This is a genomic window from Jongsikchunia kroppenstedtii DSM 45133 (genome assembly GCF_000380485.1).
Taxonomy (GTDB): domain Bacteria; phylum Actinomycetota; class Actinomycetes; order Mycobacteriales; family Mycobacteriaceae; genus Jongsikchunia; species Jongsikchunia kroppenstedtii.
Window position 1 is genome coordinate 409,936 of the sequence record NZ_AQYG01000051.1, and the last position, 13,149, is coordinate 423,084.

At 67.5% G+C, this 13,149-nt stretch carries 14 protein-coding genes; 2 read left to right on the forward strand and 12 right to left on the reverse strand.

The features are described from left to right. Positions 1 to 153: 153 nt before the first annotated feature. Positions 154 to 1,860, forward strand: coding sequence for a purine-cytosine permease family protein (locus tag G341_RS0119905; protein ID WP_018180939.1), 1,707 nt, complete (start codon positions 154 to 156; stop codon positions 1,858 to 1,860). Positions 1,861 to 1,935: 75 nt separating this feature from the next. On the opposite strand, the gene G341_RS0119910 is transcribed toward G341_RS0119905, so the two are convergent. The 10 genes from G341_RS0119910 to G341_RS0119955 form a co-directional block, all read right to left on the reverse strand. Further along, positions 1,936 to 2,589: an urease accessory protein UreD gene (locus tag G341_RS0119910; RefSeq protein WP_026303933.1), complete on the reverse strand. Its 654-nt coding sequence runs from the start codon at positions 2,587 to 2,589 to the stop codon at positions 1,936 to 1,938. A gap of 31 nt (positions 2,590 to 2,620) precedes the next feature. Then, on the reverse strand, positions 2,621 to 3,301 hold the full coding sequence (gene ureG, locus G341_RS0119915) for an urease accessory protein UreG (protein WP_018180941.1): 681 nt from the start codon (positions 3,299 to 3,301) through the stop codon (positions 2,621 to 2,623). A gap of 33 nt (positions 3,302 to 3,334) precedes the next feature. After that, positions 3,335 to 3,967, reverse strand: coding sequence for an urease accessory protein UreF (locus tag G341_RS0119920; protein ID WP_018180942.1), 633 nt, complete (start codon positions 3,965 to 3,967; stop codon positions 3,335 to 3,337). Positions 3,968 to 3,977: 10 nt separating this feature from the next. After that, a complete protein-coding gene (locus tag G341_RS0119925; protein ID WP_018180943.1) occupies positions 3,978 to 5,726 on the reverse strand; it encodes an urease subunit alpha in 1,749 nt (582 codons plus the stop codon). Next, positions 5,719 to 6,030, reverse strand: a complete 312-nt coding sequence (locus G341_RS0119930) for an urease subunit beta (protein ID WP_026303934.1) — start codon at positions 6,028 to 6,030, stop codon at positions 5,719 to 5,721. The genes G341_RS0119925 and G341_RS0119930 overlap by 8 nt, the downstream gene beginning before the upstream one ends. Before the next feature lie 8 nt (positions 6,031 to 6,038). Next, positions 6,039 to 6,341, reverse strand: coding sequence for an urease subunit gamma (locus tag G341_RS0119935; RefSeq protein WP_026303935.1), 303 nt, complete (start codon positions 6,339 to 6,341; stop codon positions 6,039 to 6,041). Between the two features lie 85 nt (positions 6,342 to 6,426). Continuing rightward, positions 6,427 to 7,902, reverse strand: coding sequence for an MFS transporter (locus G341_RS0119940; RefSeq protein ID WP_018180946.1), 1,476 nt, complete (start codon positions 7,900 to 7,902; stop codon positions 6,427 to 6,429). Between the two features lie 22 nt (positions 7,903 to 7,924). Continuing rightward, positions 7,925 to 9,097 (reverse strand): adenylyltransferase/sulfurtransferase MoeZ, encoded by a 1,173-nt coding sequence (moeZ, locus tag G341_RS0119945; RefSeq protein ID WP_018180947.1) that lies wholly within the window; start codon positions 9,095 to 9,097, stop codon positions 7,925 to 7,927. Positions 9,098 to 9,191: 94 nt separating this feature from the next. Further along, the gene (locus G341_RS0119950; RefSeq protein ID WP_018180948.1) at positions 9,192 to 10,202 is read right to left on the reverse strand and encodes a DUF3152 domain-containing protein; all 1,011 of its coding nucleotides are present in this window, start codon (positions 10,200 to 10,202) and stop codon (positions 9,192 to 9,194) included. A gap of 75 nt (positions 10,203 to 10,277) precedes the next feature. Continuing rightward, complete coding sequence (locus G341_RS0119955) at positions 10,278 to 11,267, reverse strand: alpha/beta fold hydrolase (protein WP_245557064.1); 990 nt, start codon at positions 11,265 to 11,267, stop codon at positions 10,278 to 10,280. A gap of 97 nt (positions 11,268 to 11,364) precedes the next feature. On the opposite strand from G341_RS0119955, the gene fasR reads away from it, so the two are divergent. Next, positions 11,365 to 11,985, forward strand: coding sequence for an HTH-type transcriptional activator FasR (gene fasR, locus G341_RS0119960; RefSeq protein ID WP_026303936.1), 621 nt, complete (start codon positions 11,365 to 11,367; stop codon positions 11,983 to 11,985). Between the two features lie 47 nt (positions 11,986 to 12,032). Here the strand turns inward: fasR and G341_RS0119965 are convergent, their stop codons facing one another. Further along, a complete protein-coding gene (locus G341_RS0119965) occupies positions 12,033 to 12,275 on the reverse strand; it encodes a DUF3107 domain-containing protein (protein WP_018180951.1) in 243 nt (80 codons plus the stop codon). Positions 12,276 to 12,381: 106 nt separating this feature from the next. Next, complete coding sequence (locus G341_RS0119970; RefSeq protein ID WP_018180952.1) at positions 12,382 to 13,050, reverse strand: ferritin-like fold-containing protein; 669 nt, start codon at positions 13,048 to 13,050, stop codon at positions 12,382 to 12,384. Between the last annotated feature and the right edge of the window lie 99 nt (positions 13,051 to 13,149).

The following is a 13,149-nucleotide window of genomic DNA, read 5'->3' on the forward strand; positions in this document are numbered from 1 at the left end:
CCGGGGAGCCGACGCCGATGACGTCGCAGTGGATCGTCAGTTCGGCGAATAACCGGCAATACGGGTAAACAGCGTAAATACCCCCTGGATCCATTTACCGAGCCGAAACACAGACGCACATTCGCAGACACACCGCGCTCCTACTTTTCTCGCATGTCGCAAACACTCGAATCAGCCGCGGTCGGTGATGGCCGCGAATCCTCAAAGGCAACGGCGCCGGCCGGCGCTACTGCGCAATCCCGATCCCGGGAGACGCTGGAGGACTACACCCTGCGGTTCGCGCCCCGGAGCTACCGGAAGTGGGGGCCGGCGGTCGTCGCCACCTCCGCGCTGGGCGGCATCGCCTATCTGGCCGACTTCTCCATCGGCGCCAACGTCGGCATCGCGAACGGCACCGGAAATGCCTTGCTGGGCATCGGCATCTTTGCCGTGGTGATCATGCTGACCGGCTACCCGCTCGCGTTCTACGCCGCGCGGTACAACATCGACCTGGATCTCGTCACCCGCGGTAGCGGCTTCGGCTACTACGGCTCGGTCGTCACCAACGTGATCTTCGCGTCGTTCACGTTCATCTTCTTCGCCCTTGAGGGCTCGATCATGGCGCAGGGCCTCAAACTCGGCCTGCACATACCGCTCTGGCTCGGCTATCTGATGTCGACGGTGCTCATCATTCCGCTGGTGATCTACGGAATGAAAGCCCTTGCCAAGCTCCAGGTCTGGACCACGCCGCTGTGGCTGGTAATGATGGTCCTCCCGTTCGCCTACCTGGCCATCAGCCATCCGTCCTCGTTCAGCACGTTCATGTCGTTCTCCGGCGGCACCGACGCCAAGGCCGGCCACGGCGTCAGCTTCGCGGGCACCATGCTCGCCGCCGGCGTCTGCCTGTCGCTCATCGCCCAGATCGCCGAGCAGATCGACTACCTGCGCTTCATGCCGCCGAAAACCCCGGAGAACAACCGCAAATGGTGGACCGCCGTGCTGCTGGCCGGCCCCGGCTGGGTGATCTTCGGCGCCATCAAGCAGATCATCGGACTGTTCCTCGCCGTTTACCTCATCGCGCACACCGCCTCCGAGGCCGGCGTCGCCAACCAGCCCGTGCATCAGTTCCTGGCCATCTACGACGACTTCCTGCCGCACTGGCTGGCCCTGACGCTGGCGGTGATCCTGGTGGTCATCAGTCAGATCAAGATCAACGTCACCAATGCCTACTCGGGATCGCTGGCGTGGACCAACAGCTTCACCCGCGTCACCAAGACCTACCCGGGCCGACTGATCTTCATCGTCATAAACGTGGCAATCGCCTTGGTACTCATGGAGTCGGACATGTTCAGCTTCCTGAACAACCTGCTCAACTTCTACGCCAACTGCGGCATCGCCTGGATCGTGGCGGTCGCCTCCGACATCGCGATTAACAAGTACCTGCTCAAGATCTCACCGAAGGTGCCGGAATTCCGCCGGGGCATGCTCTATTCGGTGAACCCGGTCGGCTTCGTGTCGGTGATCGCAGCGGCCGGACTGTCGATCCTGGTGTACTTCCACGTGTTCGGCGATGCGCTGCAGCCGTATTCGCCCATCGTCGCCGCGGTCCTGGCGCTGGTGCTGCCGCCGGTGCTGGCCATCGCCACCAAAGGCAAGTACTACCTGCGGCGCACCGACGACGGCATCGATCTGCCGATGTTCGACGAATACGGCAACCCCAGCGATGCCACGCTCACCTGCTGCGTGACCGGACTCGAGTTCGAGCGCCCCGACATGATCGCGTCGGCCAAGCCCGGACCGAACGGCGAAAAGCAGTACATCAGTTCGCTGGCGCTGTCCTGCGACAAGACCGGCGAGCACGTGCTGCCGGCGCAGACCTAGTCACCACCTAGGGGCCCTGAAACCCTGACCACGCAGGCGACTGATCCCGAATAAGGGGTCAAAACCCCTGAGCGGTCAGGGTTTCAGGTTTTCTGGCTTCAAGGTCTTCGCGAGGCTACAGCTGAGCGTCCCGCCGCCGGCGAGTGCCATCCGCACGAAATCGCCGGCCACCTCGACCGGCCGCTCGTCGGGAAAACACAGCTCGGACGTCAGCGCGCGCGCATCCGACAGCCGGTCCCCCGCACCGCCGAGACAGACCTGGTGCCGCAGCAGCGGTTCGCCGGCCACGTCGACCGTCATCCGGCCCGACCAGCTACCGCCGGCCTCCCCACTGCGGCCTACCTGAATTCGTTCGGTGATCCGCAGCGACGCAGTCGCCGCCAGCTCCGCGTTCACCGTCGAATTGTGTTCGGCGCCGTCCGCGATCACGGTCGGCAACGGGTCGAGCAGCAGCCGGGAGCCCTCCCCCAACCGGATATTCCAGGTCGAGGATGAGCGGGGTTCGTCGCGGCCGGGCAGCGCCAGCATCGCGGCCACCGAATGCACCGCGAGCTCGGCGCCGTCCGCCACATCGATACCGATCTCGATGACGTCGCCGCCGAGCGGTGTCGCGGCCGCCGACACCAGATGCACCGTGTTCGGCCCGGTCTGCCGGACGGCGATCCCGCCGTCGGCCCGGATGACCGGCCGTCGACCGACGAATGCGCTCAGCGCCACAAATGTTTTCACGTCACCGGTTCTCGCTCCGCGCCGCCGATCGTCAGTTCGCCACCGACGCGAGCTGCTCGCGGACCCAGCCGACGACCTCGGTGGCGGCCGGGTCGTCGGTCAGCGAGGTCAGCGCCGTACGGCGGCCATCGCGGACCTTCGCGGCATCGTCTCGCATCACCTGCAGGCTGGCCCCGACGAAGGGCGCCAGGTCGGTCTTGTTGACCACCAGCAGATCCGAGTAGGTGACGCCCGGTCCGCCCTTACGGGGCACCTTGTCGCCGCCAGCGACGTCGATGACGAAGATCTGCACATCGATGAGCCCACTGGAGAAGGTCGCTGTCAGATTGTCGCCGCCGGACTCGACGAGGATCAGATCGAGCGGCGGATTCGCGGCCACCAGATCGTCGATGGCGTCCAGATTCGCGGTGATGTCATCGCGGATCGCCGTATGCGGGCAGCCGCCCGTCTGCACAGCGGTGATGCGCTCATCCGGCAGCACGGCGTTGCGGCGCAGGAAATCCGCATCCTCGGTGGTGTAGATGTCGTTGGTGAGCACCGCGACCGACAGTTCGTCGCGCAGCTGCCGGCAGATCGCCGCGACCAGCGCCGTCTTGCCGGAGCCGACCGGCCCGCCGATACCGATGCGCAGCGCCTCCCCCGGCTCGCGGACCCTCTTGGGCCGGTCCAGGTCGTGCGAATGCGGTTGCCCGTCGATGAGATGCGGTGGCATACCGAGCCTTTCTCTCGTTAGCGGTTTCTGTCTTCAGGAGGCGAAGAGCGGCATGTCCTGCCGCACATGTTTCTCGGCGAGGATGTCCAGCAGCGGATCCGACAGGTCCGCCAGCCCCTCGCAGGCCCGCGTGGCGACCGCATCGCACCGCGGCGCCAGCTCGATCCCGATGGCGGCCACGGCCGCCGGATCAAGTCCCAGCAGCCGTTGCGCGGCGGTCGCCGAGCTGGTCATCGTCGTATACACCAGGACGCCGGCGCACTGCGCCGCGTCCAGACCGCTGACTGCGGCCACAGCACCGGCGATCACCGGCAGATGCGGTTTCGCCGGCATCACCGACCAGTCATGCTGCGGCCAGACCGTTTTCGCCAGCCGCGCCATGCCGCGCCCCTGCGCGCGCGAGGCGTCCCGAGCCGCAGCGGACGGCGTCCGGGCATCCATCTCGGTATCGGCGCGCGCCGGCGTCAGCACCCCGCGGGCGACCGCCACCGCGACCGATGCCCCGACCAGGCCTGCGGTGTCGATACGCCGAATGAGAAAGTCGCGCACCGTGTCCACGTTGCGCACCAGTCCATCGGCGATGGCCTGCTCGATACCGCCGGAATGCACGTGACCGCCGACCGGCAGCCGAGAATCGGCGAGCGTCAACATCATTGCCAGGTTCATCGCGAATCACTCAGAACAGGAAGTAGCGCTGCGCCATCGGCAGCTCGGCGACCGGCGGCTGGTCCCAGACGTCGCCGTCTATACGCACTGTGAAGGTGTCCGGGTCCACCCGAATGTCGGGCATCGCATCGTTACCGGGCATGTCGGCCTTGGTCAGCCCGCGCACATTGCCGACCGGCGACAGTCGCCGCGCCAACCCGAGTCGATCGGCCAACCCGTCGTCGAGCGCCTGCTGCGCAACGAAACTCACGGACGCGGCGGCCGCCACCGCCGGCGCCGCGCCGAACATCGGGCGCGGCAGCACCGGCTGCGGCGTCGGAATCGAGGCGTTGGCGTCACCCATCGCGGCCCAGGCGATCGCGCCGCCCTTGAGCACGGCGTGCGGACGCACGCCGAAGAAGGCCGGTTCCCACAGCACCAGGTCGGCGAGCTTGCCGGGCTCCACCGAACCGACCTCGTGGTCGAGCCCGTGGGCGATCGCCGGGCAGATCGTGTACTTCGCGATGTAGCGTCGAACCCGATTGTTGTCCGCGGCAGTATCTCCCGCGAGCGAGCCGCGCTTGGCCTTCATCACGTGCGCGGTCTGCCAGGTCCGCATCACCACCTCGCCGATGCGCCCCATCGCCTGCGAGTCCGATCCGATCATCGAGATCGCGCCCATGTCGTGCAGCAGGTCCTCGGCCGCGATGGTGGACGGCCGGATCCGGCTCTCCGCGAACGCGAGATCCTCGGGCACCGAGGGATTCAGATGATGGCACACCATCAACATGTCCAGATGCTCGTCGAGGGTGTTCACAGTATGCGGCCGGGTGGGGTTGGTGGAGCTCGGCAGCACATGCGGCTGCGCCGCGACCGTGATGATGTCCGGCGCGTGCCCGCCGCCCGCGCCCTCCGTGTGATACGAGTGAATCCCGCGGCCGCCGATGGCCCGCAGTGTCTCCTCGACGAAACCCGCCTCGTTCAGCGTGTCCGAGTGCAGCGCCGCCTGCACCCCCGATTCATCGCAGACCCGCAGGCAGGCATCGATGGCCGCCGGGGTCGACCCCCAGTCCTCGTGTAGCTTGAAACCCGAAGCGCCGGCGCGTAATTGTTCCCACATCGACTCGGCGCTGACCGTGTTGCCCTTGCCGAGCAGCGCAATATTGACGGGCCAGCCATCGGTGGCGGCCAGCATCGACGCGAGATGCCAGGCGCCCGGGGTGACCGTCGTCGCCTTGCTGCCCTCCGCGGGACCGGTCCCGCCGCCGACCAGCGTGGTGATGCCCGATCCGATCGCCTCATCCAGGATCTGCGGGCAGATGAAATGCACGTGACAGTCGATGGCGCCGGCCGTGACGATCCGGCCGTTGCCGCTGATCACCTCCGTGCCGGGGCCGATCACCAGGTCCGGATGTACGCCATCCATCGTGTCCGGGTTGCCGGCCTTGCCGAGCGCCACGATCCGGCCGTCCCGAATACCGATGTCGGCCTTGATGATTCCCCAGTGATCGACGACCACCGCGCCGGTGATCACGGTATCCGGAGCACCCTCGGCCCGGGTGGCGCGGGCCTGGCCCATCGATTCGCGGATCACCTTGCCGCCGCCGAAGACGGCCTCGTCGCCCGCCAGCCCGGAATTCGGTCCGCCGCAGCGGTCTTCGGTGACCTCGATCAGCAGATCCGTGTCCGCCAGGCGGATTCGATCGCCGACCGTCGGACCGTAGAGCTGTGCGTAGCGTTCCCGGGAGAGCCGGGAACCGCCGGTCGATCCGCTAGTCATCGAGCGCTCCCGTCGCGGGCAGGGCGATGCCCGGGACGACCCGCGCCCCGGCGATCGGCACCAGTGATACCTGCTGCGCGATACCGGGTTCGAAACGCACCGCGGTACCCGCCGGAATGTCGAGACGGTAGCCGTGCGCGGTGACCCGATCGAATTTCAATGCGGCGTTGGCATTCGGGAAATGCACGTGGCTGCCGACCTGCACGGGGCGGTCGCCGGCGTTGACGACCTGCAGCCCGATCACCGGCCGACCCGGATTCAGTTCGATTTCGCCTGCGGCGGCGATGATTTCACCGGGAATCATCTGCATCCTCACGGGATCGGGTGATGCACGGTCACCAACTTGGTGCCGTCTGGGAACGTCGCCTCGACCTGCACATCGGCGATCATCGCCGGCACGCCGTCGAGCACGTCGTCGCGGGTGAGGACCTCGCGACCGCTGGTCATCAGTTCGGAAACGCTGCGACCGTCACGGGCGCCCTCCAGCACATGATCGGTGATGATCGCGATCGCCTCCGGGTGATTGAGCCGCAGGCCGCGCGCCCGCCGACGGCGCGCGAGCTCGGCTGCATACGACAGCAGCAGACGCTCTTGTTCGTGCGGAGTCAATCGCATGAGCAGCGACTCTACCAGCGCAAACGCCATGCTTCAGCGCGAGCGTAAGCGCCCGGGCCCGGCGCCTTCCCGATCCGTCGGCAACTCAGCGCGGATGTGTCGGCCCGGCCGTCTCGAGCGGCGGCGCCTCCGCCGCGCAATTGACTTTGCATTGCGGCTCAGGAGCTTTCGCCCGAGATGCCGCATCCGGATTACGGACGCCCACCGCGGAGATCACCGCCGACACCGCCATCAGGGCCGCACAGACCCACACGCCGCGGCCGAATACGATGTCGAAACCCGATCCCAGCGCATTGCGGGCGGCCGATCCGGCTACCAGCGGCAGCGCGGCGATCGCGATCAACCCGGCGGCGCGCGCCACCGCGTTGTTGACGCCACTGGCGACCCCGGCATTCTCGACCGGCGCGGCCGCCAGGACCGTGGCGGTCAGCGGGGCGACCAGCAGTACCATCCCCACCCCGAGGATCAGCACCGCGGGCAGCACGTCCGTCCAATAGTTCGTCGACGGGCCGATCCGCAACATCATCAGCACCCCGGCCGCGGATATCAGCGGGCCGACCGAGAGCGGGATCCGGGGTCCGATCCGCTCGGTGAGCTGACCGGAACGCGCCGAGAACAACAGCATCAGAATGGTCAGCGGGACCAGCGCGGCACCCGCGACGAGCGCCGAAAAGCCCGCCACCAGCTGAAGTTCCATGCCCAGCAGAAACATGATTCCGCTGAGGGCTGCGTAAATACCGAAGGTGACGACGTTCACCACCGAGAACTGGCGGGAGCGGAAGATCGACAGCGGCAGCATCGGATTCGGCTCTCGCCGCTCGAGCCACACGAAGCCCACCGCCGCCACCACGCCGATCACGGCCGCGGCCGCCACGGTCACCGACCAGCCTTCAGCGGCCCGGATCAGCGCATAACTGATGGCGCCGAGCGAGACTGCACCGACCGCGGCTCCCGCGATATCGAACCGGCCGTGCGCGCCGGGGTCGCGATTCTCCGGGACATGCCTGGCCGCCACGGCCACGGTGATGACGCCGAGCGGCAGGTTGATCAGAAACGCCCATCGCCAGCCGGGTCCATCCACCAGCCAGCCGCCCAGGAAAGGACCGATCGCGGCCGCAATGCCGCCGAGCCCCGACCAGGCCCCGATCGCCCGCGCGCGTTGGTCTTCGGCGAAGGTCGCCTGAATGATGGCCAGCGACCCCGGCATCAGCAGCGCACCGCCAATGCCCTGCAGGGCCCGCGCGGCAATGAGCATCTCGGCGTTCACCGCGACGCCGCACAGCAGCGACGCGATCGAGAACCACACCGCGCCGATGATGAACACCCGTCGGCGGCCATAGCGATCGCCGAGCGCGCCGCCCAGCAGGATCAGCCCGGCCAGCGTCAGCATGTATGCGTTGAGCACCCACTGCAACGACGCCAGATCGGCATTCAGAGAGCGGCTGATCCTGGGCAGGGCCACGTTGACGACGGTGCCGTCCAACATGGTCATTCCCGACCCGAGAACCGTGGTCAGCAGAACCCAACGGCCTGTGCCGCTGGTGACGGTGAGCCCGGCCATGTCTGCCAGTAAACCGTGTGAACTAGTAAACCGGGAGGTCCTTGTCGACCTGCTGCGCCCAGGCGACGACGCCGCCCTGCAGATGGGTCGCGTCCGCGAACCCCGCCTGCTTGACCGCGGCGAGCGCCTCGGCCGACCGGATCCCGGTCTTGCAGTACAGCACCAGCGGGCGGTCCTGCGGCAGCGTCTCCAGCGCCGCTCCGGACTCGATGGTCCCCTTGGGCACCAGCGTCGCCCCGTCGATACGGACGATGTCCCATTCGGCCGGTTCGCGAACATCGATGAGCGCCAGGTCTTCTCCGGCATCGAGACGTTGCTTCAACTCGGCCGGGGTGAGCGTCGATCCGACCGCGGCCTCGACACCCGCCGCGGAGACGACGCCGCAGAACTCGTCGTAGTCGATGAGCTCGGTGATCGGCGGCGCCTCGGGATCCTTGCGGAGCTTGATCGTCCGGTAGGTCATGTCGAGCGCGTCGTACACCATCAGCCGCCCCAGCAACGGCTCGCCGGTGCCGGTGATGAGCTTGATCGCCTCGGTGCCCATGATGGATCCGATTGACGCGCACAGGATTCCGAGGACTCCGCCCTCGGCACAGGACGGCACCATGCCAGGCGGCGGGGGCACCGGATACAGGTCACGGTAGTTGAGTCCGCGACCGTCGGGCGCGTCTTCCCAGAACACCGAGGCCTGCCCCTCGAAGCGGTAGATGGAGCCCCACACGTACGGCTTGTGCGCCAGCACCGCGGCATCGTTGACCAGGTAGCGCGTGGCGAAGTTGTCGGTGCCGTCGAGGATCAGGTCATACTGCTCGAACAGTTGCACCGCATTCTCGGCTTCGAGCCGGAACTCGTGCAGGTTGACCGTCACCAACGGATTGATCTCGGCGATCGAGTCGCGGGCGCTCTCGGCCTTCGGACGGCCGATATCGGACTGGCCGTGGATGACCTGCCGCTGCAGATTCGACTGGTCGACCTCGTCGAACTCGACGATGCCGATGGTTCCGACACCGGCCGCAGCCAGATAGAGCAGGGTCGGCGAGCCCAGTCCGCCCGCACCGATCACCAGTACTCGCGCGTTCTTCAGACGTCGCTGACCGATGACGCCGATATCCGGAATGATCAGGTGCCGGCTGTACCGGGCCACCTCGTCGCGGGTGAGTTCGGCCCCTGGCTCGACCAATGGCGGCAACGACATCTCGCACTCCTGAAATCAACGGACAGGCAGTACAACCGAATCACCCGCTGTCACATTCCTGTCGGGCGGCGAGTTCCGGCCGGTAGGCGTCAGCTCAGCCGTTCGGGAAGGGCCAGGGATTCGGCTTGCAGACGAACGACGGATCGCCGCCCAGGCCCGGATCCAGCTTCTGGACCTCCTGGTTGTCGACGCCGAACGACTGCTCCATCATCACCGGGGCCAACGCGCCGTTCGCCGGGCACGGCTGATGATGGGCGTAACCGATGCCGTGCCCGGTTTCGTGGTTGACCGCGTATTGGCGGTAGCTGAGGGTGTCGCCCTGATAGGCGACGGCGCCGCGGACCCAGCGCGCCTCATTGAGCACCACCCGTACCTCCGGCGGGTAGTAGCAGGACGATTCGAGTTTGATCTCGTCGCCGCACAGTTCGCGGGTGGTCGCCGGCGACACCAGCGTGATGTGCAGGTCGGCGGGCTGACCGCCCGCGACGCGACGCAGCGACACCTTGCCGTCGTGCGTCCAGCTCTTCGCGCTCGACAGCGTCGCCTCGACCATGCTCGCGAACGCCTGATCGCCGCCGAAGTCGGGCGCGTTCAGGCCGTTCTCGACCTCGACGGTGTACGTGTACAGTTGGCCGCCGGTCCCGACCTGCTTTCCGCCGCCGGCGACCAGCGGGACGATGTGATACGACTTCGCGCCGGCCTCGGTGAAGGGCGGGCCGTCGGGCAACGCACCGCTGGGCAGTGCTGCCGGGTTCACCGACACCGTCGGCGCGCCGATCGGGGTCTTGGCCGTCTTGACGTTGGAGTCGCGCAACTCGGTCGACGGCAACGCATCCTGATGCCCGCCCTTGTCGCTCTTCACCGATGCGACGATCAGCGCGATCGTCAGAACAATCAGAACCGGGATCGCATAGGCGCGCCAGCCGTAGGTCGCGACGAACCGTCGCACGGGTCCCCGTCTGGTGGGTCCGGGATGCGCCGAACGATCCGATCGGGGGCGGCCCTCGTTGACCGCGGTGGGATCCCAGTGCGCGCGTAGCGGCTGGTCGGACGGCGGCCGCGAGCGTTCGCCCGGGTCGGTCCGGACACCGGCAGGGCGGTCCACATCGGCAGGCTGATCCGCACCGGGACCTGAGTCCGGGTCCGTGGGCCCACCGGGGTTTGTCACCCGTTCACCTTCTCACAGGTCGGGCACCTTTCCACGGAGCCGTATGCCGATGTGTCGGCATATCTCGTGGGCCGTCTCCTCGGGCATCTCCATCTGGCTCACGTGGCCCGCGTCCGAGAACATCACCAGGCGCGCGCCCGGGATCATCCGCACCACCTTGGGCGCGATCTCGGCGCTGACCAACAGGTCCTGGCTGCCCCACAGCACCAGCGCGGGCACCCCGATGCGGCGGGCGCGGCTCCAGTGATCGCGGCCGCCGTTCCACGCCCAGCTGGCGACGAGCGTCGCGAAGCTCGAGGCGAGCGCATCGGCCGCCCAGGCCATCGCCGATCGGTCGACCGCGTGCTCGACCGCCTGCCGGATACGCACCGCGCCGAGCCGCTCCGGCGTCACCATGATCTCGCGGAGCGTCTGCATCACCTGCAGCTCCGGACGCCGGCTCCCGAGATAACGGAATGCCGCGGGGCCGGCCGTCGGGATCTTCGCCAGCCCGAGTGGCAAGAAGGACAGCCGCCGCAGTCGCGGCCGCATGTCCGGGTAGGCCGGCGAGATCAGCGTCAGCGTCCGCACCAGGTCCGGCCTTTCCTGGGCCACCCGTGCGCAGACGACACCGCCGAGCGAATTCCCGATCAGATGCACCCCGCCGACCGCCCCGCCCGGGCGTGCCTGCACGTGCTCCAGATAGCCGATCACCGCACGCATCTGGGTCCGCAGCGAGTAGTCGCCGCCCGACGGCGGATCGGAATACCCGAATCCGGGCAGGTCGATCACGTGCCCCGCCACTACCGGGTCGAGAATCTGTCCGAGATCGGTCCAATTCAGCGACGACCCGCCCAGCCCGTGGACGTAGACGGCGGTCCCGCCGGGCCGCGCCCCGTCGTCCGCACCGGTCCGGCGGACGAACAGACGAAAGTCTCCCACCTGCTGATACGTTCCCGGCGACGGATCGGTGGTGCGGTCGAGCGGGGCAAGGTCGATGGCGGACGCGTCGGCCACAGTCACCCCATCAGGATGCCGGATCGGACGTATCGCCGCAGGCCGCCCATTCTGCGGACCCAGGCCATCGGCCCGCGCCGGTCCGGCGGGTAACGTTCTCGGCATGACTTCGTCGACCGGTCGCGCGCCCGCTACCCGGATGCCGCGCAGCGCCCGGCGTCGGCAACTGCTGGATGCCGCCAGCGACATCTTCGTCGAGCGCGGCTTTCACTCGGCCGGCATGGACGAGATCGCCGTACACGCCGGCGTCAGCAAACCCGTTCTGTACCAACACTTCCCGGGCAAGCTCGAGCTGTATCTGGCCGTCCTCGACCTGCATGCCGAGGGCCTGGTCAACGGCGTGGTGACGGCCCTGAACGCCACCACCGACAACCGGCAGCGGGTGTCCGCAGCCGTGGGGGCATTCTTCGAATTCATCGATTCCGACAGCCAGGGCTACCGGCTGATCTTCGAATCGGACGCGCTCGACCCCGCCGCGATCCGACGGGTCGAAAGCGCGATCGAGGCCTGCGTCGATGCGGTCTACGGCCTGGTGCTGCACGACTCGGGCCTGGATCCGCATCGGTCCCGCATGCTGGCGGCCGGTCTGGTGGGCGCCAGCCAGGTCAATGCCCGCTACTGGATCGATGCCAACCGGCCGATCAGCAAGAACGAAGCGATCTCGTCGACCGCCGCGCTGCTCTGGGGCGGCCTGTCGCACGTGCCGCTCCAGCCCACCGACTGAATCACCGCGTCGGCTGAATCACCGCGTCGGCGGGCGGAGCGGTTCGGCTACCCGCCCGAGATCGAGCCGAAGCCCACGCGCCGCGACTCGCTGGCGCCGACCTCGATGTACGCGATCTTGGTGACCGGCACCAGCAGCCGGGCGCCCTTCTCATCGGTGAGATGCAGCAGCGACTCGTTGCCCGACAGCGCCGTCTCGACCGACTTGTGCACCGCGTCGGCGGACTCCTCGACACGGATGGTCAATTCCCTTGAGCTGTCGCTGATTCCGATCTTGACTTCCACGGTCACGAGCTACTCCTGTCACGTTCGAACGATTGAATTACAGGCTAGTGCAGCGCTGCCCGGCACCGAGCGCGCATCCGCTACCGGCGAACACCGAGCAGCCGCGCGCCGATCAGGCCAGGCCGAGATCGCGCATCCGGGCGTCGTGACGCCCCTGGATCGACTCGAAGAACTCGGCCAGCCGATTCAGGTTTCCCGTATCGCCGGTGAAGAGCAGCTCGGCGAGTTCCTCGCGCGCGGCCAGGACGTGCTGCGCCTGCGTGATCGCCTCGCCCAACAGGCGCCGCGCCCACAGCGTCAGCGGCGACTTCAGCAGCGGATCGGCCGTCACCGCCGCGCGTACCTCGTCGATCGCGAACTGCGACGACCCGGTCTCGGCCATTACCTCCTGAACGATGCGCTCGGCATCGGGCGGCAGGACATGCGCGATCTCCAGATAGAAATCGGCGGCCAGACCGTCGCCGATATAGGCCTTGATCAGCGCTTCCAGCCAGCTGTTGGGCACCGTCGACTGGTGGTATTGCGCGAGCACCGACTCGTAGCGCTCGACGGCGGGGACGACGGCGACCCCGCGGCGCTCCAGCTCATCACGCAGCACGTCGAAATGCCGCATCTCCGACGCCGCCATGGACGCGATCGCGACCCGACCCGCCACGGTCGGCGCCATTCCGGCCTCGTCGGTCAGGCGGTAGAACGCTGCCAATTCGCCGGCGGCGAGCAGCGAGAACAACTCGGCGATTCCGGGATGGTCGGCTGACAACGGCGCGGCCTCAGATGACATGCCCGCAGTGTAATGGGCGGGACATATAGACTGTGCTGCAGCCGAGACGAGTTTGCACCGGCTGAGATATTTGTGCGCGCACCGCGCGGCCGTCAATCC